Here is a 25201-nt window from a genome sequence, read left to right on the forward strand (position 1 = left end):
TTAATCGAGGTAAACATGAAAATTCTTAGTATTGAGACATCTTGTGACGAAACATCTGTGGCCATTGTCGAAGATGGCCGAAACATATTAACTAACCGGATTTATTCCCAGATTGATATTCATCAGAAATATGGAGGTGTGGTACCAGAGATTGCCTCCCGAAATCACGTTACAAAACTACCCTACATCATTGACGAAGCCCTGGCAGAAAGCCAGCTTTCTCTGGCAGAAATGGACGCCATTGCCGTGACCAACGGTCCCGGTCTGGTGGGGGCACTGTTGATTGGCCTCTCTACAGCCAAAGCAATAGCTTATAGTCTCGGGAAACCGCTGATTGGCGTGAATCATATTGAAGGTCATATTGCCGCAAATTTCTTACAGTTTCCCGAACTTGCGCCGCCATTTTTGACATTGGTGGTATCCGGTGGGCACAGTCATCTGGTACTGGTCGAAGATTACCAGACTTTTAAGGTGCTGGGGCGAACCATCGATGATGCTGCAGGAGAAGCTTTTGATAAAATTTCCCGGGTTTTAGGATTGGGTTATCCCGGTGGTCCGGCCATTGATGCAGCGGCCAAGAATGGTAACCCGGAGGCGATCGCTTTCCCCAGGGTGATGCTGGATAAAACTAAGTATAATTTTAGTTTTAGTGGTTTAAAATCCGCAGTGCTTAATTACCTCAACGGCAAGAAAATGAAAAATGAAGCGGTTAATCCCGATGACGTAGCGGCATCATTTCAGATGGCCGTTATTGAAGTGCTGGTTAGCAAAACTATTGCCTGTGCCAGCAGTATAGGGATGAAGACTATCTGTATGGCTGGCGGAGTATCTTGTAATTCACTGTTGCGAAAAATGATGGGACAGTCTGCTGCCGATGCGGGTATGACACTATACTATCCTGATCCCATTCTCTGTACCGATAACGCCGCCATGATCGGTTCGATGGCATACTATAATTATATTAATGGGGAAGAGAGTGACCTGAGTCTCAACAGCATCCCGGGTTTAAAAATTGGAACCCGGCAATGACAGTCGTCTGAAAATATCGTCGCAAGAAAAAGGGTAAGCACGTTTATATAAAGAGAAATGTACCCTCTTTAAAAATTAAAACAATCTTAAAAAAAATTAAGATGAACGAAAAGGGAAAAAAAACTTGCAATCAACCTGCAAATCATTTAAAATACTATTAGCACTCGGGATGAATGAGTGCTAATAAATGAACTAAAAGGTACAGTGTACCCAATATAATCAAATGGAGGAAAAAATGAGTTTAAGACCTTTAGGTGACAAAGTAGTAATTAAAGTTAAAGCTGAAGAAGTAAAAACTGTCGGCGGAATTGTTTTACCAGGATCTGCCCAGGAAAAGCCACAGCAGGGTAAAGTCGTTGCAGTTGGAACTGGCGAAATTATCGATGGTAAAAAAGTGCCATTGGATGTCAAGGTAGATGATGAAGTTATCTATTCTAAATATTCCGGCAACGAAGTAAAAATTGGCGATGAAGAGTTTTTAATCATCCGTCAGGCTGATATTTTAGCAATCGTAGAATAATAAAAATTAGAAAAACAGGAGGAAAATAATATGGCTAAAGAGATTAAATTTCGTGAAGACGCCAGAGCATCATTAATTACTGGTGTAGATAAATTAGCAAATACCGTTAAGGTGACATTAGGTCCTAAAGGAAGAAATGTTATTTTAGCTAAATCATACGGTTCACCAACCATCACCAATGATGGGGTAACCATTGCCAAAGAAATTGAGCTGGAAGATGCTTTTGAAAACATGGGTGCTCAGTTGGTTAAGGAAGTTGCGACCAAAACAAATGACGTCGCAGGGGATGGTACAACCACAGCAACCTTATTGGCTCAGGCAATTGTTCGTGAAGGTAACCGCAACGTTGTTGCCGGTGCAAACCCAATGGTACTGAAAAAAGGGATAGAAAAAGCAGTAGCGACGGTAGTTGAAGAATTAAAAGCAAATAGTAAAAAAATCGAAAGCAAAGAAGCAATCGCCCAGGTTGCATCCATTTCAGCTGCTGATGCTGAAATTGGAAAACTGATTTCTGAAGCAATGGATAAAGTCGGTGATGACGGCGTTATCACTGTTGAAGAAGGCAAAGGCATGGGTACCGAGTTAGAGTTTACTGAAGGGATGCAATTTGACCGTGGTTACTTATCCGCTTACATGGTCACTGACACCGAAAAAATGGTTGCCATCCTGGATAATCCCTACATCTTAATCACTGACAAAAAAATCTCCAACATCCAGGAAATTCTACCTGTTTTGGAACAAATTGTTCAAACTGGCAGCAAGCTGTTAATTATTGCTGAAGATGTTGAAGGCGAAGCATTGGCAACATTGGTTGTTAATAAATTACGGGGAACCTTTAACTGTGTCGCAGTAAAAGCCCCAGGCTTTGGCGATCGCCGTAAAGCGATGCTGGCTGATATTGCCGCATTAACTGGCGGAGAAGTGATCTCTGACGAATTAGGCTTAGAATTGAAAACAACAACCATCGAACAATTAGGACGTGCCCGTCAGGTAAAAGTTGATAAAGAAGATACCATTATTGTTGAAGGAAGCGGAAACAAAGAGGCTGTTGAAGAACGAATCCGTCAGATCAAAGCTCAGATTCCAGAAACTTCTTCTGAATATGATAAAGAAAAACTACAGGAACGTTTGGCTAAATTATCCGGCGGCGTAGCAGTTATCCAGGTTGGTGCGGCTACCGAAACTGAACTGAAAGAAATCAAATACCGTATCGAAGATGCTTTAAATGCGACTCGCGCAGCGGTTGAAGAAGGCGTTGTATCCGGTGGTGGTACCGCTTATATCAATGCGATTCCAAAGGTTGATGCATTAATTGAGACTCTGGAAGGCGACGAAAAAACCGGCGCTGGTATCATCCGTCGGGCGATTGAAGAGCCAATGCGACAAATTGCCGAAAATGCCGGTCTTGAAGGCTCGGTAATCGTTTCGCAAATGGTAGGCAAAGCAGTTGGTGTTGGCTATGATGCATCTAAAGGCGAATTTGTTGATATGTTCAAAGCGGGCATCATTGACCCAACCAAGGTTACCCGTTCGGCGATTCAAAATGCCGCCAGTGTTTCAGCAATGTTTTTAACAACTGAAGTAGCGGTTGCTGATCTTCCAAGCGAAGATGCCGGCATGGGCGGAATGCCAGGCGGTATGGGCGGAATGCCAATGATGTAAGCTGCAGGCTGCATCAGTAGATATCAGTAGATAAATTAAAAATATTAAATTTAAGCAATCAAAAAGGCAGTCTCTTATGAGGCTGCCTTTTGTGATTGCGGTTTCAGTCTACATTGTAGGGGATACCGGCGAATAGAACTTCCATTTCCGGTTGTTCCAACTCTGCCAGTTTGATAATGAGGCCGTTGATCAAAGTGATCAGGGCTTGCGCATCAGGGGACTCGTCATCGATTGGTTTAGCTGCATAAAGAGCAACCAGCATCGTGTTGCGGGTGGTTCCTTTAACATCTTTGAATAGGGTATTCAATACCTTTTTTTCATTATTTGTCAGTTCCATTTCTTCCTCCAATTATTTATTAGTGCTTAATGAAATGATCATTACTCGGTTTCCAGAGCCAGTAAGGCGACTTCCCAGGAATCAGTTAATTCAGATAATTGCTGTTTGAATGCTTCATATGACAGATTGGTCTCAGCTGCAAAAGTCAGGTCATCATAGAAATCCGGAGCACACATGGCAGTTTCAATTGATTCGATTTTTTGTTCAGTGACCAGTATGGCTTCTTCAATTTCCTTAACCTGCTTTTTCAAGAGTCGAATACGAGCTTCTTCTTCTTTTTGCTTTTTGCGATCTGTTCGCTGCTGTGTCTTAGTTACAATTGTTTTATTCTCTTCGGCTTGAACAGCTGCCCTGGCGGATGCATCCGCCTTTTGTTTTAAATAATCATCATAGTTGCCCAGATGGATTTCCATCCCATCAGTTGAGAACTGATAGATCTGGGTTGAGATGCGGTTTAAAAAATACCGGTCATGGGAGATAAACAGCAAGGTACCCTCATATTGGCTCAAGGCATTTTCGAGAATTTCTTTAGTGTCCATATCAATATGATTAGTCGGTTCATCCATTAGTAGGAAGTTAGACTGGGAAATCATCAGTCGGGCCAGCAGCAACCGGGCTTTTTCTCCGCCGGATAGTGTGTTAATCGGTTTGAAGACCTCATCACCAACAAATAAAAAGGCTGCAAGGATGTTCCGCAGTTCGCCTTCCGTTAGTTTCGAATCCACATCCCACAGAGCTTCTAGCAGATTTTCATGGTAAAATTGCTTAAGGGCCTGATGTTCCTGATCGAAATAACCGATATGGACTTTCTGACCCAGGCGGATTTCACCGCTATCGGCGGCTAGCTTTTTCTGCAAAATGCGAAAGAGTGTGGTTTTACCAGCGCCGTTGGGTCCAACAATGCCTACTTTATCACCCCGATGAATTTCAAAATTCATATTCTGAAAAAGCAGGCGATCGCCAAAGGATTTTTTTATCCCGGTTACTGACAATACATCATTACCGCTTTTAACCCGGGGGACAAAGTTGAAATGGCTGTTGTGTACCGTTTCAACCTTGTCGAGCAGCTCAATCTTACTCAATGCTTTTTCCCGGCTTGCAGCCCTTTTTGAGCTTTTAATGGAATTATAAGCACGGAATCGATCGATGACTTCCTGTTGGTGTTTGATTTCTTTGAGTTGTTGTTGGTACTGATGATTCTGTTCCATCATGTCTTGCCGCTTTTTAAGCGCATACTGGGTATAATTGCCTTGATACTCTTTGATATTTTTCTGAGTTACTTCCATAATTGAAGTACAGACTTTATCGATAAAATAGCGGTCATGGGATACAATGACAAAAGTACCGGAGTAATTCTTCAGATATTGTTCTAACCATTGCAGGGCATCGATATCGAGGTAGTTGGTGGGCTCATCCAATAACAGCAGTTCCGGTTCCTGAAGCAGGATCTGGCCCAGAGTAGCACGGGTTTTTTCACCGCCACTAAGCATCGAGAACGCTTTAGTCTGATCTTCGGGTTTAAAACCGAGGCCATTGATGACACCGCGAATTCGGCTGGGGTATTCATAGCCATGGTGTTCGGCAAATCTTTCTTGCAATTCTCCAAACTCCTGCATCAGTTTTTCCTGATCAGTTCCGGTGCTGTCGGCAATGGCATCGCCAATTTGTTTGATTCGCTTTTCCATGTCAATCAGGGGTTTAAATACATCGGTAAGCATTTCGAGCAGGGTTGTATTCTCTGCAATCGTGGACTCCTGAGATAAATAGCTGATGGTCAGCCCGTTTTTTTTGCTGATTCGACCGGTATCAGGGATCAGTTCGCCAGTAATCAGCTTGAGCAGCGTCGATTTTCCGGTACCATTGCGGCCAACCAGACCAATTTGTTTTTTTTCATTAATGGATAGATTAAGATTATTAAATATTTCATGAATGCCATAACTAAAGTGCAAGTTTTCGATATTGACTAACATTATTTCACCTGTTTTCGTTTTTGTTCAGTTGTTGAGGTTCACTTTTACTATTCTATCAAAAAAAACGGTAAATTAAAATGAATAATTTGACGTAATTGGTTCATATTGATATAATTAATAGACTATCCGAAAGAAAGGAGAAGTAATCATGCATCGCTTCTCAAAAAAAGTATCAATGACCGTCGTAAAACGGTTACCGAAATATTATCAATATTTAAGTGATTTACAACTCAATGATATCGAAAAAATATCATCCCGGGAATTAGCAAGTCTGATGGGCCTGACAGCTTCTCAAATTCGACAGGATTTGAATTCTTTCGGGGGGTATGGACAACAGGGGTACGGCTACAATGTGGGAGAATTGAAGGAAGCTATCAAGGAAATTTTGGGTCTTGATAGTGAATATAATTGTATTATCATTGGTGGTGGGAATATGGGTCATGCCATTGCAAACTACGAACGATTTAAGCGGGAAGGTGTGATTTTAAAAGGTGTCTTTGATGTTGATCCCTTAACAGTAGGCACAGTTGTTGGCAGTGTGGTTGTAAAACATATGGACGAACTTGAAGAGTTTGTCAAAGCCAATGAAATTGACATCGCCATTTTGTGTGTGCCCCGGGAAGTCGGTCAACAAGTTGCTACCCAGATTACAGAACTGGGTGTCAAAGGCATCCTGAATTTTAGTCCGTTGGATTTGGATGTTCCCAGTGATGTGGTGGTTGAGAATGTAAATATTACAGATAGTTTGTTTACTTTAACCTATCTACTGGGTGAGTAAAATTAGTTGTAGAATCTGGCAAGAGTTTGGTTTTTTAATCAGGCTCTTTATATTTTGATCAAAAAAGATTACATTGCTGCGATATATCGGGGAATTAAAAAAGAAACACTTCTTTTGTGTTTCTTTTATTTTATAACAAGTTATTTAAACATGATTTTCGTAGTTTTTAATTTACTTCCCACTGGAGCTCTTGAAATTAATAAAATCCAGAACCTCTTGCTTGTAGCTTTCTGGGAAAGAGAAGTACGAAGAAAAAGAATCCACTTCTTCGTTGGAAAAAACGTAAGATTTCAAAAATTCTTCACATGTCATCGGTTTTGGGTTGCTTGGTAAAAGCTTTGGCTGATCGGTTCTACATAATAAATAGTCCACAGAAACTTCAAAGAAATCTGCAATTTTTATCAGTAATTGGTTTTCAGGTAAGTTTTTATCTTTTTCATATTTGGAGATGGAGCTTTTATTGAGATAGAAAAGATTGGCAAAATTCTCCTGTGTCAATCGTTTTGAAATCCGCAACGCCTTTAATCGGCTGCCAAAAGTATTGTTTTCCATTTTTTCACCTTCTTTCAGTTTAGATTTGTTGGCATAAATGCACTGCCTATAGGGTAATTATACCACGTCTTTAACATTTGTCAAGATTTACGGTTGAATTAAAGGAATAAATCTTAAATTGATAAAGCATCAAAAAGGCGCTCTTGCTTCTTTTAGGAGTCGTAGACATTCGCCATATTTGACTTTTTCTGGAGATGCTTCATTGGCTGGGAACGGATTTTCCAAGGATTGACTGCTAAGTGCAGTCTTCGTTATTGTGTCAAATAATGCATTAAAGTCTGTATTACCAGGAGGATCAGTTGATTTACGTTTTGATTTTCCGTCTTCGGTTATAATTTCATCATAACTCAAAGAGACGAGTGTTGACCCGTTAAAGGTTGCTTGAAGAAATCCCTGATAGCCATCGTGATCTGGGTTGCTGGTGATTGAATAAGTATCGAAGGTATCAATTTTTATTGGTCCATGATCACCTTTGCTGGCCAGATCCAGAATTGCCTTGGACAAACCGATAAATCTTTCGGATGTTTGTGTTGCACCGGATATAGCGTCAGTTTCATCAGGATTCTGAGACATCAATAACTCATTGTAAAGACGGAGATAGAGAGCGCTTAAATTTGCCACTGCCAGATTGGGCCAGGTTTTGTCAGAGCCCTCGACAGATAGGCGATCAGACTTGTTTTTGTCGAACTCGTTTAAGGTTACTCGAGTAATTAAGCCGTTTTTAATTAAAATATTCAATTGTTGGGCATAACCTCGGGTGTCATAATATTTTGTGCTTGCAGAATACTGACCATCGATCAGGGTGCCAGAAAGATCTGCCGGAAAAACTGAACCAGTTGCAGGATCGTTGATCAGTTCTTTTTCAACGCAGCCAGTCAAAATAAGCGATAAAAAACCTGAGACCAGAAAGATAATCACCAGTCGAAGCCCGATATAATTTTTGGATTCATTATTTTGCATCATTTTCACCAATATCTGGATTTTTTTCTTAGAAAGAGGAGGCGTTCATCAGCGGCGGAACAATCTGTTTTTTTCGGGAAAAAACACCATTCATGTATTTGCTGAATTCACCGGGTTGAAAACCAAAAGCCAGCTGGGCGAGGTTTTTAGCTTCTCCGGCGATGATCAGTTCGGAGCCTCCCAATATAATGTCGGTAACCATTAAAATAGCCAGATCCAGGCTTTCTTCGGCACATAATCTATTCATTTCCAGCAGAACCCCATCCAGTTTGTCAAAGATACCCCGGAAATCCCCCGTATTGATTTGTGAAACCCCAATTTTATAGGCGCCCATGGTGAATAGCTTCCGATCGGTGGAGATAATTTCTAAGGGATGCATTTCTTTTAAATTACTGCCAGCTACTAGCATTTTTTCGCCGTAACTCTTAACATCAAGATTCAGAATTTTCCCTAATTCCCGGGCAATAAGCCGGTCATCTTCAGTGCAGGTGGGAGAATTAAAAAGCAGTGTATCCGAGATGATGGCACTAAGCATCAGTCCGGCCATGTCTTTGGGGATGTCAACCTGATACTCATGGTACATTTTGGCGACAATGGTGGCGGTACAGCCAACCGGCTCGATGCGCAGGTACAGCGGTGTAGCAGTTTGGATTTCAGCTACCCGATGATGGTCAATCACTTCAATGATCTCAGCTTCTTCGACTCCAACGATCGACTGGTTGCGTTCGTTGTGGTCGACCAGAATCACTTTTTTTCGGCTGAAATCAATCAGGTTGCTGCGGGAAATAGTTGAAAGAACCCTTCCATCCACATCCACCACGGGGAAACGCTCATGATCTGAGGTTAGCATGTTTTTTTTGACATCATCGATGGTTTCGTAAGTCATAAAATATTCCAGATGGAGTTTCTGGTAATATTTTTTAATCGGAATTCCTTGACAGAGCAACCGGATGACTTCGAAGGGACCAAAGGCTACAATCAAAACGGCCCCCAGGTAATTTTCAGGGATATCAAAAACAACATCGGGAGATGCGTTGGAAACAATGATAATTCCAGCACCAGTGGCAAAGGCTCGGTTAAGATAGATTTCCTGCGAAACGGTAACCAAAATGTCCTGGCTGCTTAAGGTTTGACCGTCCTCGATTTCGGTAATGGTATAAACATCGCCCCGTACCAGTTCAGATTTGATTGAGCCATAAACCTGGGCTTCAAGTAAATCAATAATATTATCCAGAGGGGTTTCGCTGTCCCGCAGCAGCGATTTTGAAAAAGCATCGGTGTAAGCGGGGATAATATCCGACAGGGAAACCATCCCAATGAGCTGTTCTTCATCGCTGATTACCGGCAGGGAGCGGCCAGGGTGATCAATAATCTGGCCCATCGTTTTAGAAACCGAGTCCTTTTCATAAGCCATCGAAAAATCAGTCAGCACCAGGTCTGAAACCTGGGGTTTGACATCTTTGATCAATTCGGGTAAACCGACGTCAAAGGTATCGAGAACAAACTGGGTCTCCTTATTAACGGGGCCTAATCGGGCGGGAAAGACTAGAGTTTGTCCCAGGGTTTGTTTTAAATGAGCATAGGCAATGGCCGAACAGATGGAATCGGTATCCGGATTGCGGTGTCCGAAGACATATATTTTTGGGGTCATCGGTGGATCTCCTTACTTATTTAGATAGTGAATGCGTATTTAAAAATCGCAGGATGTCTTCATAGACTAATTTTCGTTTATCTTCATTTAGAATTTCATGTCGCATCAGCGGATAGAGAATTGATTCGACGTTTGAGACGCCGATTTTTTTTAACTGCTGGGTTAGTTGCGTAACTTCTTTGCCCATACCACCAACGGGGTCATCCCGGCCAGCTAAAAAAAGCAAGGGAAATTCGTTGGGGATTTTTTTGAGATTCGACGTTTTGGTGGTGTAATCAAGACCATAAAACAAATCCCGGTAAAACCCGGCACTGCAGGTAAAACCGCAGAGAGCGTCGCTTAAATAGGCATCGACATTGGACTTGCTCAGGGAGATCCAATCATATTCAGTTCGGTTGGGTTTAAACTTTTTGTTATAGTTTCCAAAGGATAGCTTGGATAATAGTATGGAGGGGGCGGTTTCACCATTTTTGCGGATCTCCCGACGGGCAATGATGCTGGCGGCTTTGCGCATAAAGTTGTTGATACCGACAGTCGTGCCAATGATGATTGCCCCTTCATATAATTCTGAATAATCAATGATGGTTGTACGGGCAACAACTGACCCCATGCTATGCCCCGCGATAAACAGCGGCAGCTCAGGATAAACTTCTTTAAGCGCTCCAGAAAGTTCTTTGACATCGGAAACAACCCGCTCCCAGCCGTTACCACTGGAAAAAAAGCCCAGGTTTCCAGCGTCTTTGCCGGTTTGACCATGGCCTCTTTGATCGTGGGTCACCGCCAGGTAGTGGTTTTGATATAAAAAATCCATCAATTCATGATAGCGTTGTGCATGTTCTGCCATGCCGTGAACAATCTGAACAATACCCTTTGGTTTTGTGGGGCAGGGGGTTTCGTAGGAGGTCAGCTTGACCTCATCGGATGTATAAAAACCATTGGTTGTTAAAGCAATCATTTGTGTTCCTTCTTTCATGTGAACTTCTTATAGCTATTGTCACATTATAACAAAATATCTTAAAAAAAACAGGTTTCCCGTACTAAAAAAGCGGTAATCAGTGTATAATTGAGGTAATATCGTGGGATGAGGGGTAATGAAAATGAGATTAACGGTATTGAGCAAGAATAGACATCTCAACCAGGATCAATGAAACGACCGTTATTATGGGGCATTATTACCCTGAGTTTGGGCATTATTGGGGTTTTTTACCACTGGCCAGTGTGGTTGTTGCTTGGTACAGCTGCGCTGCTGTCAATAATGCCGTTTTTGCTTAAAGACACCAAAATAAGCCAGGTGGCATTTGTTCTTGGTTTGTTCGGATTTGGAGTAATTTTGGGTTCCCTAGCCTTCCCGGAGACGGATGTTCTAGACAGTTTTTATGAACAGGAGGTTTCTCTGATCGGTGTCGTTAATGATTATCCGATTCGTACCAATAATCGGTTAACGATCAGTCTGACAGCTCGTGAAATAGTAAATGCTGAAGATGAAAACAATCGTTTTGACAAGAGTGCTGGGATCAGAGCAACCGTCTACTATCAAAGTGATGAAGAAACCGCAGGGGAGCAGGTGTCCTTAACGACCGACGAAGAGCCGCAACTTGATCTGGCTCCTGGGGATCTGGTGTTAATGACGGGAAAATTGTCTCAACCTTCAGGTCAAAGAAACCCCGGCGGATTTGATTATGGGCTTTATCTTAAAGCTCAGTCAATTGAGGGATTGATGACGGTTAAACCGGATAATATCCGCCAAGTTGGTCAGCAAGTGCGTCTGTATGATCGGATCCTAGGTATTAAACATCACCTGGAACACCAGATGGAACTCAATTTTTCTGATGATGTGGCAGATTTGCTCATGGGCGTTGTTTTTGGTGAGAAAAATATCAATGAGGAACTGGTCCAGAGCTTTCAGGACGCTGGAGTGACCCATGTTTTATCGGTTTCCGGACTCCATGTGGGTTATGTATTCTTGATGCTTTCTTACCTGCTGATCGTGTTGAAAATTAAAAAGCAGTACTGGGTTTTATTTTTAGTCCCTGCTTTGATTTTTTATGTTGCCCTTACCGGATTTGTAGCACCGGTGATCCGGGCTGCCATCATGCTTCTTTGCGTCACTGGCGGCCAGGGACTGCACCGAGAGCGGGATGCCCTGAATCAGTTGTGTTTGGCGGGAATAATAATTCTTTTTATCTGGCCTGCCCAGCTGTTTCAGGCCGGTTTTCAACTTTCCATGGGTGCAATGTTGGGGATTATTCTTTTTTATCTCCCGTTGCTGTATGCCTATGAAAAACACAAAAATAAAAAAAGGGTGCACCAAAAAATTAAGGCGGGAGCGGTGATTCAAGGTCTGGTGCTGACTTTTTGCGCCACGGTGGGAACCCTGCCGATTTTACTTTATCACTTTAAGAGCTTTACGCTGATGAGTTTCTTATCCAATCTGCTGGTGGTACCGCTGATTGGTGTGTTTTTGTTGGCGGGAATGGTTTTTTTGGCGATCGTTGCGATTGTTCCCGGGTTAGCTCCCATCATATCACTGTCGATCGAATTTTTAGGAGAATCCATCGTGGTGGTACTCAAAGGAATTAATGATCTGGGAAATGCCGTCGATTTTGTGAGAATCAGTCGGGGCGGATTATCCCTGGCTGAAATGGCACTCGTATTGTTGCTGGTCTTTCTATTTTCCGGTTATTTTTATCTCCGGCAACCCTATGTTCGAAATACGGTAATCAGTTTCGCACTGGTGTTGGTGCTGATTGTGGCAGCGGCTCCGCTGTTGCCCAGAAATCTGATTGTTACAGTTTTGGATGTGGGTCAGGGCGACAGCATTTTAATCGAAACCCCAGGTGGTCAGAATTATCTGGTTGATGGGGGTGGCTATCTTTTTGAACGAACCAGTCGGGTCGCCGATCAGGTGCTCTACCCGGTTCTTTATGCTAAAAACATCCAGGAACTGGATGCTATCTTTTTAACACATAACCATGTCGATCATTGTCAGGGGGTTGAAGAACTGATCTTTGACGGTTATCCGGTCGAGAATCTCTTTATGAGCGTTCAGACCAATAACGAAGAACTCCTCAATCAGCAGCTGGTTCCAGTATCCTTATTAAAAAAGGGTTCGGTGGTTGAAGGGCGTGACGGCGTAACCATTAAGGTGTATAATCCAGACGGTTCGATCCGTACGGTGGCGGATGAAGATCAGAATAATGCATCGCTGGTGATGGCTGTTTCTTATCAAAACTTTAATATATTATTATGCGGAGATATCGAAACTGAGGTCGAAAAACAGTTGATTGCCGAATTGCAGGCCCAAAGCAATGAACGGGATTTTCAAGTGATCAAAATTCCTCATCATGGCAGTAAAACCTCTTCTTCAAAGGCTTTTTTACAGGCGACAGAGCCGGAAACTGCAGTGATTTCAGTGGGTGCCAATAATTCTTTTCATCATCCCAACGAGGAAGTAATGGATCGTCTGGAGGAAGAAGCCATCACGGCACTGCGAACCGATCAAAAAGGAGCTGTGGAAATTACCAGCAATGGTGAATTCATTCGCATTAAAAGCTATGCTGATTAAAAAGTGTCGAACGACTTAAAAAATACTAAACGCAACCTAAATTAATGGAGAGATAATGTGAATTACAAAGAACTCAATAAAAGCTTAAAAAATAATGAACTTAGCCCAGTCTATCTGTTTACCGGTCCGGAACAGTATATTGGCCATATGATGGAAAAAACACTGATCGGTACAGAATTGGCTAAGGGTCTGGAACCTTTGAATTTGACCACCTATAGTGATAAAAATCTCGATGTAACAGAATTACTGGCCACTTGTGAAACCCTGCCGATGATGAGCAATAAGCGGATGGTGATTGTCCGGGAGGAAGCTCAATTGGAGAAGATTTCTGACAAAAAGGATTTGGATCGGATCGCTGCCTACCTCGAAAAACCCTGTCCGTCGACGCTTTTAATAATCTACTGGGAGCAACCGGACAAACGTAAAAAACTGTATAAAAGTCTGATTAAGACAGGCACCCTCGTTGTGTTTGAAAAACTGGATGTTATCGATCTGCAGGCATGGATTACCCGACGGGTTAAAAATGCCAATAAGAAAATCAATCGCAGTGAATTGGAGCTGTTTATTCAGCGGTCGATGTATTTGATGAATGAGAAAAAAACCATGGAGATGGTCGACAATGAACTCAACAGTCTGATTGACTACGCCGGAGATCGTAATGAGATTACCAAAGAAGATATCCTGCTGATCTTACCGCAGTCGATTGAAGAGGGGATTTTCAAATTGATTGACTACGCCGTCAGCGGGCAAAAAGATCAAGCCCTGCTGATGCTGAATCACTTTTATCTGGAAGGAGAATCTCCTTTTGGGGTTTTTAGCCTATTGCTTCGGCAAATTCGGATGTTACTGATGGTTAAAATTTACAGCGCCCGGGGACTACCGTCTAAAACAGTGGCATCAGAAATGAAGCTAGCCCCATTTATCGTCAACAAGTTGCTAAAGACAGGTAAGCATTATCCGATCGACAATTTATGGGAAATTATGTTACTTGGAGCTGATCTTGATGCTCAGATGAAACTGGGGGAAATTGATCAAAATTTTGCCCTGGAATTATTTTTAATGAAGATTGGATAAATCCCGAACATTTCGTACCGATACATTCCGATACATTTTTATGGTGTTGGTGCGAAGTGCTCGAGTTTTGAATAAATAAACCACGATTGCGCTCCGCTTCATCGTTGGTTTGTAGAGTTGTCATCAATTGCAAGCAAGCTTGAGATTGGCGACTACATACACGCAAAAAAAGATGTACCTGAGTAAGTACATCTTTGGATAGACCCTAGAGACACGGGTTTTGGGAATATATAAATGAGGTAATTAAGCAGTCATCTTGTTTAAGATTCTAGCCAAAGTACTTTTTTTACGCGCTGCAGTGTTTTTATGTAAAACACCTTTTGTAACAGCCATATCAATTTTCTTTGTCGCTAAACGAAAAGCTTCCTGCGCTGCTTCGACGTTACCTTCAGTAACTGCAAGATCAAATTTCTTTACAGAAGTCTTAAGATTAGTTTTTACCATCTTATTTCGCAGACGACTGATTTCATTTGTTTTAGCTCGTTTCATAGCCGATTTAATGTTAGCCATGGGTTCACCCCCCTCATTTATTTATAACATAGCAATTCTAACACATTTGCAGCGACTTATCAAGAAAAAACGTGACAAAAAAAATATTTCTTGATAGAATATTGATCTAGGTATAATACGAGGGATTTAAAGCACATTTCAACCATTGATATAGATTTGAAAGTTGAGGACAGAAAATTGACAAACAAACAAAAACATACCCGAAATTTTTCGATTATTGCCCATATTGATCATGGTAAATCAACCCTGGCAGATCGGCTGATTGAAGATACCGGGTTGATGAGTAAACGGGATATGGAAGAACAGTTTCTGGATAATATGGATATTGAACGGGAACGGGGCATCACCATCAAGCTGCAGGCGGTTCGGCTGCTGTATACTGCTGATGATGGCGAAGAGTATATTTTAAATCTGATTGATACCCCGGGTCACGTCGATTTCACCTACGAGGTGTCCCGTAGTCTGGCTGCCTGTGAAGGGGCATTGCTGATTGTCGACGGTTCCCAGGGCATTGAAGCCCAAACCATTGCCAATGTTTATCTGGCCATGGAGAATAATCTGGAGGTCATCCCGGTTATCAATAAGATCGACCTGCTCAGTGCTGACCCGCAGCGGGTCAAGGACGAGATTGAGCATGTGATTGGCATTGAAGCTCAGGATGCGCCGCTGATTTCGGCCAAAGCCGGGCTCAACATCCGGGATGTGCTGGAGGCGATTGTCAAAAAAGTGCCGCCACCTGATGGTGATGTGGATGCCCCCTTACAAGCGCTGATTTTTGACTCCTACTATGATCAGTATCTGGGGGTTATTGCCTCGGTTCGGGTCGTTCAGGGAAAAATCCGTAAAGGCATGAAAATTGATATGATGGCTGTTGGTAAAAGTTTTGAAGTTAATGAGGTTGGGGTCTTTGGTAAAGGGCTGATTCCAATGGAGGAACTCTGTGCCGGTGATGTTGGCTACGTCAACGCCGGGATTAAGAATGTCCGGGATACCCGGGTAGGGGATACCATCACCGAAACCACTAATCGAGCAAAGGAACCCTTGCCGGGCTACAAAAAAGTGACCTCCATGGTTTTCTGTGGAATTTATCCGGCCGACGGCTCCCGTTATGAAGATTTAAAAGAAGCCCTGGCCAAGCTGCAGCTCAACGATGCCTCCCTGCTTTATGAAGCCGAAACTTCAATGGCTCTTGGGTTTGGCTTCCGCTGCGGATTCCTTGGGTTACTGCATATGGAAATTATCCAGGAACGACTGGAACGGGAATTCAATCTGGATCTGGTGACAACAGCGCCCAGTGTTATTTACAAGGTCATCAAAACCGACGGCACTGAACTATGGGTTGATAATCCCACCAATCTACCCAACCCGGTTGAGATTAAAACCATGGAAGAACCGATTGTCAATGCTGATATCATGGTGCCTTCTGAATATCTGGGGGCGATTATGGAATTGTGTCAGGAACGTCGGGGTGTATATCTGACCATGGATTATGTTGAAGAAAACCGGGTGATCCTGAAATATGAACTGCCCCTGAATGAAATTATCTATGATTTCTTTGATGCCCTGAAATCCCGAACCCGGGGTTATGCCTCTTTTGATTATGATATTAAGGAATATCGCCCCTCCGATCTGGTTAAACTAGATATTCTGTTGAATGGCGAACTGGTGGATGCCCTGTCCTTTATTGTCCATCGGGATAAGGCGGCGAACCGGGGACGGGGAATTGCCAAAAAATTAAAAGAAGAAATCCCCCGACAAATGTTCGAAATTCCGGTACAGGCGGCCATTGGGACTAAGGTAGTGGCCCGGGAAACGATTCGGGCGATGCGTAAAGATGTTTTGGCCAAGTGTTATGGCGGCGATATCAGTCGAAAACGAAAACTGCTGGAAAAACAAAAAGAAGGTAAGAAACGGATGCGTCAGGTTGGTAATGTGGAAGTGCCCCAGGAAGCCTTTATGGCGGTTCTTAAACTGGATTCCTGATTTAATGATAAAAAGCTGTATTGGCTGAAGAACTCAGACAATACAGCTTTTTTAAATGGATTAATGGGAAGAAAGATCACGATAGAATTCAAAGGCTTCGGCGCCAGTGAACTTTTCGTGAACAACCTTGCGGATGCTTTGAATCATTGCCACCGGGTTGTCGGCCTGGAAGACGTTTCGGCCCATATCCACCCCAGCAGCGCCTTTTTGAAGGGCTTGGTAGGTGATTTCCAGAGCTTCCTGCTCGGGAACCTTTTTGCCGCCGGCGATAACAATCGGAACCGGACAGGCAGCAGTCACTTCTTCGAAGTTGTCGCAGTAGTAGACCTTGACAATCTGCACTCCGAATTCTGCCAGCATCCGGGTGGCCAGGGAGAAATATTTGGTGGTGCGTTCCATCTCTTTACCCACCGCCACAACACCCAGAGTCGGAATGCCGTAACGGTTGCCGGCATCGACAGTTCTGATGATGTTTTCAATGCTCTGACATTCGTGTTCCGAGCCGATAAAGGCCTGAATCGCCATACAGGTGGCATTCATGCGAATCGCATCTTCGACATTGACGCCGATGATTTCTTTGCTCATATCCTCTTTTAAAACCGAACTACCAGCGGAACAGCGCAGGGCAATTGCCTTGTTATGATCGGGCCGGATACAGGTGCGCAGGGCTCCCCGGGTGGCCATCAGCACATCGGCATAGTCCTGGAGAGGGGGGATGGTCAGATCCATTCGCTCCAATCCCTGGGTGGGGCCCATGATATAGCCATGATCAAAGGCCAGCATGACAGTGTGACCGCTGCCGGGATCAAAAATTTTTGACAGCCGGGTTTTCATGCCCCAGTCCACATCGTCCATCCCTTTGACGTGAAAACTTCGTTTTTCCATGGGGTGGTCAAAACCAAAATCTTTGGCCTTTTTAATTGAATCCTGATCTGCCATAATTATCGACTCAAATATGGGGTTTTAGCCGGAGCTTCCCAAAAGGCAAGTTTTTCCGGATCCATCCGGGCAAAGAAAAGCTGGAAGCCGGCCTGTTCCTGAACCGTCAAAACCTCTTCAACCCAGCTGGCCACAATCTTAATACCTTTTTCGCTGAGGTATTTGTGAACTCGTCGGAAAACCAAAAGCATTTCCATGATGGTGGTCGCCCCAGTGCCGTTTACGATTACCATGACCTCTTCACCGGCCTTCAGATCGAGATCGTTAAGGAGGGCATCGGCCATGATCACCGCGGTTTCATCCGCGCTAGCCATTTTCTGGCGACCGCCGCCACCTTCACCATGCTGACCCATCCCGACTTCCATTTCATCCTCACCGAGATCGGCGAAGGATGCGCCATTTTGAGGATGGGTAGCTGTTTTGCAGGCCACCGCAATGGTTGCCATATTGTCGGCAAAATCCTGGGCCAGAGCCGCCACTTCAGTCAGCGATTTGCCCTGAGCGGCAGCAGCGCCACAGATCTTATAAAGCGGTACACAACCGACCAGGCCACGACGGTTGGCGGCGTCAGAGCGGGGGGCATTGGCAATGTCTTCCTGGGTGACTACTTTGATAACATTTAGTCCCAGTTTTTCGACCTCTTTCATGGTTCGGTCACCGGCTAACATATCACCGGCATGGTTTAAGACCACCAACAGTACGCCTTTGCCCTTGTCAGCCAGTTTCAGTGCTTCCACCACGGCTTTGTAACCAGGGGCCGCAAAAATATCCCCAACGACTGAGATATCGATCATCCCTTCGCCAACAAAGCCTTCCAGTGCTGGTTCATGACCGGCACCCCCGATGGTGACAATGGTAACTCGGTCGGCAGTGGCTAGCCCCTTGTTGATGATCAGATTGTGGTCAGTTACTTCAAGGATGCTGGGGTTTGCCAGGGCCAGGCCCTCTAATAATTCTGCCGTAATATTATCCGGACTGTTAATAAATTTTTTCATCGTCATGGTTTCTCTCCTTATTTATAAAAATTTGATGCGTGAGAGTAGTTAGTTCATTTCCATCAGTTCAAGAACGGTACCGTTAACTTTGACAAAAGCAATATCCAGATGGTCATCAACCGTCATCCGTTCATTTAGCACAATCGCCTGGTGATCTTTGATAAAGGCATCGATGTTGGGTACCTTATAGGCGATGTGGGTAAAATTAACCACATCCGGATGAAACGGAGTACCCTCTTCAAATCTCAGATACTCAAATCTGAAAGGATTGTTATCCGGTCCGGAGATGTGAACCTTTAAACCCTCGGCATAAAACTCCTCTAAAACCGGTTCCTTAACGGGAACCCCGACGTGCATGATTTCGTACATTTTTTTCTCCCTTCAGGTAATGAATTTTATACTAAATATCCTTTTGCCAGTCCCTCATAGAAATAGGCGAAGGTGACTGAGCCGGGATCTTTATGACCTAAACAGCGGTCGCCGATATAGCGGGCGCGTCCATATTTGGCCAGCATTCCGGCGGTGTTATCAGAACCGCTTCGGGCGGCTATGGCTGCTTTTTCCAGTGTAGTCTTCATATCAGCGGTAGCATTGCGGATTACCTCAGTAGCCGGATAAATGGCATCCATCATCGTTTTATCGCCAACCTCAGCTTTGGAAGTAGCAAAGAATTCGTCATAGGCACCAAGTAGAATCTGCTTGACAAAAACATCGGTAGTTGGCGCATCAGTATCGGCAGCTTCTGCCATGCCATAGACAAAAGCTGAAAACAATGGCCCGGCGGAACCGCCGCTGACATCTTCCAAGGCATCCGTGAGGGATTTTAGGCCGTCTTTCAGGTTGGTGGTTTCATTCCAGGGTTCAATCTGGTCAAACATCACATGGGTCAGCTTTTTCATAGTCGTACCATGATCTCCATCGCCCAGAGCACAGTCCAGATCAGTGAGGATGTCAACATGATCGGTGATTTCCTGAGCTGCAGTAATGAGCATCGATTTGATTTTTAATGGTTCAAGTGGCATTTGTTCACCTCCACAATCGTTTACATCTTTGTCATCAGTATAACAAGTGTCAGTAGGGAAGTCAAATAAAAATAGCATATGTCAACTCTAAATGTAGATAATTATTTAATAAGTAATATAAAACCGAAATATATTGACATATGATAGCTATTGTTATATATTAAACAATATCAAAACTGACATTTGTAAAGAAAGTGGAGCGACGAGATGAAAGAGAAAGAGTTATTACGACTGATCCAAATTTCAAAGTTATACTATGAAGAGAATAAAACTCAGGCAGAAATCGCCCGGATCATGAATGTTTCCCGACCATCAGTGAGTAATTTATTAACCAAGGCCAGAAAAGAAGGTATTGTTAAGATTGATATTTTGTCCTATGAACATTCTAACATGGGCTTGAGTCAGGCGATGTGTCAGCAATTCAATTTGAAAAGTTGTCATGTGATGGAATCGGGTGAAGATTTTCACCAAGCGGCGTCAAAGGTTGTACTGAAGTATCTTGACAATGCCAGGGTATTGGGTTTGGGATGGGGTTATAACATCAATAAAGTAATAGAGGCTTTGCAGCAGACAAATATTGGAGAGACCGCTCAAGGCATTGTCTGTCCGCTGATTGGAACAGCAACGGTTCCGCATCGGGGTTATCACCCTAATGAATTGGCTACTGACTTGTCCCGAAAGACCGGGTTTCAGGTGGAATACCTGATTAGCCCGGCCTTTCCCACTACTGAACAAGATCAGGAATTGTTTATGAATACCACGAATTATCATACTATTCTTGAGCGGTGGCGAAAAACCGATACCGCTATTATTACCTTGGGCAGTTTTCCCCTGGTACCGGATCATGGAACAGCGCTGCGGTTTGGCAAGAAACTGACGCAAGAGAAAGCGGTCGGGAGTCTGCTGTCATACTTCTTTAATTTGCAGGGCGAACGGATTGAAGGTGATGATGATTACGCCATCCAGATTCCCTTACGGCTTTTGGCTCGGGTCAAACATGTTATTGGCATTGTTCCGCCAGAGTCCAACACTAGTGCGGTTATTAGCTGTTTGCGAACCGGCTATATCAGACATCTGGTGATTGCTGAGCAAACTGCCAAGGACGTGATCGATAAAAATCAAAGCAATAGATATGGTTGATTTCGTTATGTTAGTCTTGCAATAATGAGGATTTGTAGTTACAATCTAGAATAGAGATCAATTTTCGGATTTGATTTCAGATAAATTTTGAGAGATGTGTTCTCAATGATCAAAATAAACATTAGTTTAGAACTATAAAAAAGAACACATATGAGGAGAAACTGAGATGTTGCATATAGATCGTAGAAAAGAAATTTTAAATACAATTATGAGCAAAGGTTCGGTTAAAGTTGCCAGTCTTTCGGAGAAATATGGTGTGGGCGAGGCGACAATACGTAGGGATTTAAAATATCTGGCCGAGGAATATGGGATTACATTATCTTATGGCGGGGCGTTTAGAAAAGAAAAAATAAACTATCAGACGACGTCGGAAATGGATATTTACAAAAAAAGGACCCAGAATATCGAAGAGAAGCGGTTAATTGCTCAAAAAGCGGCAAAGTCTATAGATAATGGTGATACCATTGCGCTTAATGCCGGAAGCACAGTCGAGCTGATTCTTGACTATATTGAAGATATTCAGGATGTCAATTTGATAACGCTTTCATTGAATGTGGCATTAAAAGCGTCGGCTATTTCTGGAATAACAGTCTATATGCCGGGAGGAAAACTACGTAGTTTTTCTGGTGCCTTTTATGGGAAAGAGGCGAATGAGTTCCTGAAAACATTTAATATTGACAAAGCCTTTATGGGCGTTATGGCAGTATCGATTGACAAGGGGATTACCCATGGGGCGTTTGAAGAGGTAGAAATCAATCAAACTATTTATGAAATTAGTAGTAAATGTTATCTCTTAGCAGACTATTCGAAGTTTGATAAGGTTGCGCTGACAAAAATGGTTGATTTAAATGTTTTTGACGGCTTTATTCTTGATGATAAAACTCCGGAAATTTATCGGGAATACTGCAGGAGTAATAATATCGAAATAATTTGAAAATAATCTGAAGATAATAGCATAAATTATGATATTGAATAAATATATTGGGACGCATCGGTAATGAAGATGCGTTTTTTTGTTTACCGAAATGATTACAGAGAAACGATGGTCAGGTAGTGTCAATAATTTTTCGCAAAAATAGAAACAGCCATTTGGGAAATAAAAATCACCCAACAATTGAATCATTTTCCTGAAGAACCATTTCTTTCAGATGATCCATGTTCATGTAGCTTTTGACACCCCATTCAGTGCCGGCAACATGGCGTAGTCTGGCACAAACAAGCATTAACGCACTTTGGCCATCCGGAAAAGCGCCAATGGCTTTAGTTCGCCGTTTTATTTCCCAATTCAGCCGTTCAATGGTATTGTTTGTTCGAATTCGTGTCCAGTGCTGAGATGGAAAACCCATATAAGTGAGGGTTGCATCAATACCATCTTCGAGTTTTTTGGCCGCTGCAGACAACTTCATTTCCCGGAGTTTTTGGGCCACTTGCTTTGCTTTTTCCTGAGCGGAAACCCGGCATTCCTGGGCGTGAATGGCTTTAAGCATCATCGATACGGTCTTCATTTTATTGCGCGGTGTGACTGAAAAGATATTTCGGTAGAAATGGACGGTACAACGCTGATACCGGGCGTCTGGAAAAACTTCGGGAATGGCATTAAGCATTCCAAGATTTTTGTCACCAATGATCAGTTGAACCCCTTTGAGACCCCGGCTTTTCAGCCAGACAAAGAACTCATGCCAGCTGTCATGATCTTCCTTCATGCCTTCAGCGGCGCCAACGATCTCGCGACAACCATCTTCGTTAACACCGATGGCAATCAGTACAGCAACGTTCTGAATTTCACCACCCCAGCTGCGTTTCAGATAAATCCCATCGACATAAACATAGGGATAGTTCCCGGGGATACCTTTGTTCCCCACAGGGCTTCGGTAATATCTTCCACACGACGGACTGAAACACCAGCGAGATACATTTCAATCAGCGCTTCCTCCACTGAGCATTCCCGGCGTCGGTAGCGCTCAATGATTGCCGTTTCAAAGGGAATTCCCTTGAGTTTTGGCACTTTCAAGGTCACTTCGCCTGCTGTTGTATGAAAATTCCGGTTATAATGACCGGAACGATGGCCTTTTCGTCCTTCACTTCTTTCATACTTATCGGCATTGATCAGGACATCTGCTTCCTGATCCAGCATGGCATTGAGCGTTTCTTCGACGCTGTTTCTCACCAGATCACGCAATTCATTATGGATAATTTCCTGGTTCAGTTGTATAATATTCTCAGACATGGTTTTAGCCTCCTGGTTTATATTTGGTTGTGGTGACTTTATTCTACCAAATGGCTATAGACCATGTCTATTTTTCATTATTTACTTTTGCGAAATATATTATACGTTATCGATGGTCAAATAATAAATAGTGATAATTTCGTAAATAAAAACAATAAATCGGCTGTAAAAAGATAATAAAATATAAAAAATTAAAAAGTGTGCATTATGTTATCATAAAATTATAATAAGTTAATATAAAGTGAATATAAAATTATCATTTATATTGACGAGAAGAAACAATCGCGTTATATTGTGGTGAAAATATACAGTAAACAAGAAAAAAATTACGAAATATGCTCGAGGCCACGAGAATATCTACGAAAACTGCGATCTATTTATGTGTAGAAAGAGAGGGAATCATGAATTCACGAGAAAGAGTGATGGCAGCAGCCAATCACCAGGAACCGGATCGGGCACCAGTTGATATGGTGCTGACGATTGATGTGTATCGAGATATGAAAAAAGTGTTGGATATGGCATATCTGCTGGATAACTCCAGGATAGGGCGATGGACTGAAGTACAGATGCCGATTGAGATGGTCAAAAAACTGGGGATTGATATGTACTACATTTCGCTTCGGTCCGGGGTTTCGGTTCATACCAAGAGTTTTGAAGACGGCAGTTTTACAGATGAATGGGGCTGTTACTGGAAAAAAACCGCTATTGACGGCGGGGCTTCCAAAATAACCTATTAGCGCAAATGATGGTGGATATGATGGATGTTCAGGTAGACCGTCCATTCTTTGTAGAGGCAACCAGTTAGGTGCGGCAGAAATGGCTGGACTTTACGTTGGGTTATGGAATGAAGTGGATTTTGATGCCGCCCTGACGATTGAAGCAAGCTTTACCCCGGAAATCGTTGCTGAGAAACGCAACAAAGTATACGATGGATGGCAGGAAGCTATTAAGCGTTCAATGAACTGGAACTACTTGGGTTAATCATACTGATAAATAACTGCACCATGACAGGATGTTTATGATTGGTCTTACTACTAATTGGATCGAAACGATTCAAGGTGTGTAAAAAAGAGTTATATGAAATCATAGCCCCTGCAAATACAGATAATTTGCAGGGGCTAATTTTGATTAAGTCACCGATTTGCTGAAAGTGGAGATACTACTGCAACTATATTTACGAACAAGTTTGGCACAATCGCAGTGATATGTTGGCCAGATATAGTAGTGAAAAAACCGATTATCGCACGAGATATGGCGTTCGTGCCGGCGCATTCCAATATTCGAGATACTGGTCATTCATGCGGGCAAAAAATAATTGAAAGCCTGCTTGTTCCTGAACAGTCAGCACTTCTTCAACCCAATTAGCCACGATCCGGATACCCTTTGCACTCAAATACTTGTGTACACATCTGAAAATAATCAACATTTCCATAACGGTGGTGGCACCCGTGCCATTAACAATGACCATGATTTCTTCACCAGCTCGAAGTCTTAAATCATCAATCAGCAAATCTGTCATCAGGATGGCCGTTTCATCGGCTGTTTTCATTTTGTGACGACCACCGCCACCTTCGCCATGTTGGCCCATCCCAATTTCCATTTCATCGGTGCCGAGTATTGCAAAAGCAGAGCCGTTTTGCGGATGGGTCGCAGTTTTATTGGCCACTGCAATGGTTGCCATATTATCGGCAAAATCCTGCGCGATAGCAGTGATCTCATGGAGCGCTTTTCCCTGAGCAGCGGCAGCACCGACAATTTTATAAAGAGGCACACAGCCCACCAGACCACGGCGTCTGTCGGCATCACAGCGGGGAGCATAGGCTACGTCTTCACGGGTGACAACCATCGATACCTTCAAACCAGCTCTATAAGCTTCTTCCATGGTACGGGTTCCGACCAGCATGTCGGCAGCATGATTTAATACAACTAAAAGAATTCCTTTACCCTTGTCGGCAAGCTGAAGGGCCTCGAGGACAGCCTTATACCCCGGCGCTGCGAAAACATCACCAACAACAGCAACATCAATCATCCCATCACCAACAAAACCTTCCAAAGCCGGCTCATTACCCGATCCTCCCAAGGCTACAATGGTAACACGATTGGCTATTTTAAGGGCCTTGCTGACTACAAGATTGTTGGGCTTGACCTCAAGCAGAAAGGGATTGGCAAGAGCCAGACCTTCCAGTAATTCTGAGGTGATATTCTCCGGTTTATTGATAAATTTTTTCAGATTCATGACAGGGTTCCTTTTTTAGCGTTTGGATTGAGTTTTCTTGAGATTGATAGT

Annotated in this window: 24 protein-coding genes and 1 pseudogene; 11 read left to right on the forward strand and 14 right to left on the reverse strand. The window is 43.2% G+C overall.

Translation table 11 applies throughout. The annotated features are described in order from the left end of the window. Positions 1 to 15: 15 nt before the first annotated feature. The 3 genes from tsaD to groL all read left to right on the forward strand — a co-directional run bounded on the left by tsaD (position 16) and on the right by groL (position 3211). Entirely contained in the window at positions 16 to 1029 is a 1014-nt protein-coding gene (gene tsaD / locus Q7P33_RS14100; protein ID WP_303871289.1) for a tRNA (adenosine(37)-N6)-threonylcarbamoyltransferase complex transferase subunit TsaD, read from the forward strand. Positions 1030 to 1264: 235 nt separating this feature from the next. Then, on the forward strand, positions 1265 to 1549 hold the full coding sequence (gene groES / locus Q7P33_RS14105) for a co-chaperone GroES (protein WP_070372072.1): 285 nt from the start codon (positions 1265 to 1267) through the stop codon (positions 1547 to 1549). A 30-nt stretch (positions 1550 to 1579) separates the two neighbouring features. Continuing rightward, complete coding sequence (gene groL, locus Q7P33_RS14110) at positions 1580 to 3211, forward strand: chaperonin GroEL (RefSeq protein ID WP_303871290.1); 1632 nt, start codon at positions 1580 to 1582, stop codon at positions 3209 to 3211. 103 nt (positions 3212 to 3314) lie between these two features. Here the strand turns inward: groL and Q7P33_RS14115 are convergent, their stop codons facing one another. Together Q7P33_RS14115 and Q7P33_RS14120 are read right to left on the reverse strand one after the other, a co-directional pair. Beyond that, on the reverse strand, positions 3315 to 3548 hold the full coding sequence (locus Q7P33_RS14115) for a hypothetical protein (RefSeq protein WP_303871291.1): 234 nt from the start codon (positions 3546 to 3548) through the stop codon (positions 3315 to 3317). A 41-nt stretch (positions 3549 to 3589) separates the two neighbouring features. Beyond that, positions 3590 to 5518, reverse strand: a complete 1929-nt coding sequence (locus tag Q7P33_RS14120; protein WP_303871292.1) for an ABC-F family ATP-binding cassette domain-containing protein — start codon at positions 5516 to 5518, stop codon at positions 3590 to 3592. Positions 5519 to 5666: 148 nt separating this feature from the next. On the opposite strand from Q7P33_RS14120, the gene Q7P33_RS14125 reads away from it, so the two are divergent. Continuing rightward, positions 5667 to 6296 (forward strand): redox-sensing transcriptional repressor Rex, encoded by a 630-nt coding sequence (locus tag Q7P33_RS14125; protein ID WP_303871294.1) that lies wholly within the window; start codon positions 5667 to 5669, stop codon positions 6294 to 6296. Between the two features lie 171 nt (positions 6297 to 6467). On the opposite strand, the gene Q7P33_RS14130 is transcribed toward Q7P33_RS14125, so the two are convergent. The 4 genes from Q7P33_RS14130 to Q7P33_RS14145 form a co-directional block, all read right to left on the reverse strand. Continuing rightward, entirely contained in the window at positions 6468 to 6848 is a 381-nt protein-coding gene (locus tag Q7P33_RS14130; RefSeq protein ID WP_026394608.1) for a helix-turn-helix domain-containing protein, read from the reverse strand. 129 nt (positions 6849 to 6977) lie between these two features. Then, positions 6978 to 7766 carry a hypothetical protein gene (locus Q7P33_RS14135; RefSeq protein ID WP_303871296.1) on the reverse strand — a complete coding sequence of 263 codons (789 nt, stop codon included), beginning with the start codon at positions 7764 to 7766 and terminating at the stop codon, positions 6978 to 6980. Positions 7767 to 7836: 70 nt separating this feature from the next. Then, positions 7837 to 9459 (reverse strand): putative manganese-dependent inorganic diphosphatase, encoded by a 1623-nt coding sequence (locus tag Q7P33_RS14140; protein ID WP_303871298.1) that lies wholly within the window; start codon positions 9457 to 9459, stop codon positions 7837 to 7839. 16 nt (positions 9460 to 9475) lie between these two features. Further along, positions 9476 to 10432, reverse strand: coding sequence for an alpha/beta fold hydrolase (locus Q7P33_RS14145; protein ID WP_303871299.1), 957 nt, complete (start codon positions 10430 to 10432; stop codon positions 9476 to 9478). A gap of 171 nt (positions 10433 to 10603) precedes the next feature. Here Q7P33_RS14145 and Q7P33_RS14150 point away from each other — a divergent pair, with 171 nt between their 5' ends. After that, complete coding sequence (locus Q7P33_RS14150) at positions 10604 to 13024, forward strand: DNA internalization-related competence protein ComEC/Rec2 (protein ID WP_303871300.1); 2421 nt, start codon at positions 10604 to 10606, stop codon at positions 13022 to 13024. Between the two features lie 57 nt (positions 13025 to 13081). Next, positions 13082 to 14098: a DNA polymerase III subunit delta gene (gene holA / locus Q7P33_RS14155; RefSeq protein ID WP_303871301.1), complete on the forward strand. Its 1017-nt coding sequence runs from the start codon at positions 13082 to 13084 to the stop codon at positions 14096 to 14098. On the opposite strand, the gene Q7P33_RS18065 is transcribed toward holA, so the two are convergent. Next, positions 14004 to 14222 (reverse strand): neprosin family prolyl endopeptidase, encoded by a 219-nt coding sequence (locus Q7P33_RS18065; protein ID WP_369693316.1) that lies wholly within the window; start codon positions 14220 to 14222, stop codon positions 14004 to 14006. The genes holA and Q7P33_RS18065 overlap by 95 nt on opposite strands. Before the next feature lie 119 nt (positions 14223 to 14341). Next, the gene (gene rpsT / locus Q7P33_RS14160) at positions 14342 to 14608 is read right to left on the reverse strand and encodes a 30S ribosomal protein S20 (RefSeq protein ID WP_303871303.1); all 267 of its coding nucleotides are present in this window, start codon (positions 14606 to 14608) and stop codon (positions 14342 to 14344) included. A 177-nt stretch (positions 14609 to 14785) separates the two neighbouring features. Between rpsT and lepA the strand changes: the two genes are divergently transcribed. Then, the gene (gene lepA / locus Q7P33_RS14165; protein WP_303871305.1) at positions 14786 to 16591 is read left to right on the forward strand and encodes a translation elongation factor 4; all 1806 of its coding nucleotides are present in this window, start codon (positions 14786 to 14788) and stop codon (positions 16589 to 16591) included. Positions 16592 to 16651: 60 nt separating this feature from the next. Here the strand turns inward: lepA and lsrF are convergent, their stop codons facing one another. The 4 genes from lsrF to Q7P33_RS14185 are packed head-to-tail and all read right to left on the reverse strand — an operon-like array spanning position 16652 to position 19547. Next, entirely contained in the window at positions 16652 to 17530 is an 879-nt protein-coding gene (gene lsrF, locus Q7P33_RS14170) for a 3-hydroxy-5-phosphonooxypentane-2,4-dione thiolase (protein WP_303871307.1), read from the reverse strand. A gap of 2 nt (positions 17531 to 17532) precedes the next feature. Next, complete coding sequence (locus tag Q7P33_RS14175; RefSeq protein WP_303871308.1) at positions 17533 to 18531, reverse strand: dihydroxyacetone kinase subunit DhaK; 999 nt, start codon at positions 18529 to 18531, stop codon at positions 17533 to 17535. Positions 18532 to 18573: 42 nt separating this feature from the next. Then, positions 18574 to 18894: a VOC family protein gene (locus Q7P33_RS14180; protein WP_303871310.1), complete on the reverse strand. Its 321-nt coding sequence runs from the start codon at positions 18892 to 18894 to the stop codon at positions 18574 to 18576. Between the two features lie 26 nt (positions 18895 to 18920). Beyond that, on the reverse strand, positions 18921 to 19547 hold the full coding sequence (locus Q7P33_RS14185; RefSeq protein ID WP_303871312.1) for a dihydroxyacetone kinase subunit L: 627 nt from the start codon (positions 19545 to 19547) through the stop codon (positions 18921 to 18923). A gap of 207 nt (positions 19548 to 19754) precedes the next feature. Here Q7P33_RS14185 and Q7P33_RS14190 point away from each other — a divergent pair, with 207 nt between their 5' ends. Together Q7P33_RS14190 and Q7P33_RS14195 are read left to right on the forward strand one after the other, a co-directional pair. After that, positions 19755 to 20687 (forward strand): sugar-binding transcriptional regulator, encoded by a 933-nt coding sequence (locus Q7P33_RS14190; protein ID WP_303871314.1) that lies wholly within the window; start codon positions 19755 to 19757, stop codon positions 20685 to 20687. A gap of 166 nt (positions 20688 to 20853) precedes the next feature. Then, positions 20854 to 21621, forward strand: coding sequence for a DeoR/GlpR family DNA-binding transcription regulator (locus tag Q7P33_RS14195; protein ID WP_303871316.1), 768 nt, complete (start codon positions 20854 to 20856; stop codon positions 21619 to 21621). Between the two features lie 169 nt (positions 21622 to 21790). Here the strand turns inward: Q7P33_RS14195 and Q7P33_RS14200 are convergent. Continuing rightward, positions 21791 to 22914: pseudogene (locus Q7P33_RS14200) on the reverse strand (IS256 family transposase). Between the two features lie 401 nt (positions 22915 to 23315). Between Q7P33_RS14200 and Q7P33_RS14205 the strand changes: the two are divergent. Together Q7P33_RS14205 and Q7P33_RS14210 are read left to right on the forward strand one after the other, a co-directional pair. Beyond that, positions 23316 to 23651 (forward strand): hypothetical protein, encoded by a 336-nt coding sequence (locus Q7P33_RS14205; RefSeq protein WP_303871318.1) that lies wholly within the window; start codon positions 23316 to 23318, stop codon positions 23649 to 23651. A 79-nt stretch (positions 23652 to 23730) separates the two neighbouring features. Continuing rightward, a complete protein-coding gene (locus Q7P33_RS14210) occupies positions 23731 to 23895 on the forward strand; it encodes a hypothetical protein (RefSeq protein ID WP_303871319.1) in 165 nt (54 codons plus the stop codon). Positions 23896 to 24151: 256 nt separating this feature from the next. Here the strand turns inward: Q7P33_RS14210 and Q7P33_RS14215 are convergent, their stop codons facing one another. Next, entirely contained in the window at positions 24152 to 25150 is a 999-nt protein-coding gene (locus Q7P33_RS14215) for a dihydroxyacetone kinase subunit DhaK (protein ID WP_303871320.1), read from the reverse strand. Positions 25151 to 25201: the final 51 nt, after the last annotated feature.

Source organism: Acetobacterium wieringae (genome assembly GCF_026646375.1).
GTDB classification, from domain to species: domain Bacteria; phylum Bacillota; class Clostridia; order Eubacteriales; family Eubacteriaceae; genus Acetobacterium; species Acetobacterium wieringae_A.

What these genes read in the sequence shown, in the direction of transcription:
- tsaD (WP_303871289.1), top strand. Translation starts at nt 16, where the DNA reads ATGAAAATTCTTAGTATTGAGACATCTTGTGACGAAACATCTGTGGCC.
- groL (WP_303871290.1), top strand. Translation starts at nt 1,580, where the DNA reads ATGGCTAAAGAGATTAAATTTCGTGAAGACGCCAGAGCATCATTAATT.
- lsrF (WP_303871307.1), bottom strand. Translation starts at nt 17,530, where the DNA reads ATGGCAGATCAGGATTCAATTAAAAAGGCCAAAGATTTTGGTTTTGAC.
- rpsT (WP_303871303.1), bottom strand. Translation starts at nt 14,608, where the DNA reads ATGGCTAACATTAAATCGGCTATGAAACGAGCTAAAACAAATGAAATC.
- Q7P33_RS14210 (WP_303871319.1), top strand. Translation starts at nt 23,731, where the DNA reads ATGGCTGGACTTTACGTTGGGTTATGGAATGAAGTGGATTTTGATGCC.
- Q7P33_RS14215 (WP_303871320.1), bottom strand. Translation starts at nt 25,150, where the DNA reads ATGAATCTGAAAAAATTTATCAATAAACCGGAGAATATCACCTCAGAA.
- Q7P33_RS14125 (WP_303871294.1), top strand. Translation starts at nt 5,667, where the DNA reads ATGCATCGCTTCTCAAAAAAAGTATCAATGACCGTCGTAAAACGGTTA.
- Q7P33_RS14205 (WP_303871318.1), top strand. Translation starts at nt 23,316, where the DNA reads ATGAATTCACGAGAAAGAGTGATGGCAGCAGCCAATCACCAGGAACCG.
- groES (WP_070372072.1), top strand. Translation starts at nt 1,265, where the DNA reads ATGAGTTTAAGACCTTTAGGTGACAAAGTAGTAATTAAAGTTAAAGCT.
- Q7P33_RS14195 (WP_303871316.1), top strand. Translation starts at nt 20,854, where the DNA reads ATGTTGCATATAGATCGTAGAAAAGAAATTTTAAATACAATTATGAGC.
- Q7P33_RS14180 (WP_303871310.1), bottom strand. Translation starts at nt 18,894, where the DNA reads ATGTACGAAATCATGCACGTCGGGGTTCCCGTTAAGGAACCGGTTTTA.
- Q7P33_RS14140 (WP_303871298.1), bottom strand. Translation starts at nt 9,459, where the DNA reads ATGACCCCAAAAATATATGTCTTCGGACACCGCAATCCGGATACCGAT.
- Q7P33_RS14175 (WP_303871308.1), bottom strand. Translation starts at nt 18,531, where the DNA reads ATGACGATGAAAAAATTTATTAACAGTCCGGATAATATTACGGCAGAA.
- Q7P33_RS14145 (WP_303871299.1), bottom strand. Translation starts at nt 10,432, where the DNA reads ATGAAAGAAGGAACACAAATGATTGCTTTAACAACCAATGGTTTTTAT.
- Q7P33_RS14150 (WP_303871300.1), top strand. Translation starts at nt 10,604, where the DNA reads ATGAAACGACCGTTATTATGGGGCATTATTACCCTGAGTTTGGGCATT.
- Q7P33_RS14130 (WP_026394608.1), bottom strand. Translation starts at nt 6,848, where the DNA reads ATGGAAAACAATACTTTTGGCAGCCGATTAAAGGCGTTGCGGATTTCA.
- Q7P33_RS14120 (WP_303871292.1), bottom strand. Translation starts at nt 5,518, where the DNA reads ATGTTAGTCAATATCGAAAACTTGCACTTTAGTTATGGCATTCATGAA.
- Q7P33_RS18065 (WP_369693316.1), bottom strand. Translation starts at nt 14,222, where the DNA reads ATGACAACTCTACAAACCAACGATGAAGCGGAGCGCAATCGTGGTTTA.
- Q7P33_RS14115 (WP_303871291.1), bottom strand. Translation starts at nt 3,548, where the DNA reads ATGGAACTGACAAATAATGAAAAAAAGGTATTGAATACCCTATTCAAA.
- Q7P33_RS14190 (WP_303871314.1), top strand. Translation starts at nt 19,755, where the DNA reads ATGAAAGAGAAAGAGTTATTACGACTGATCCAAATTTCAAAGTTATAC.
- Q7P33_RS14185 (WP_303871312.1), bottom strand. Translation starts at nt 19,547, where the DNA reads ATGCCACTTGAACCATTAAAAATCAAATCGATGCTCATTACTGCAGCT.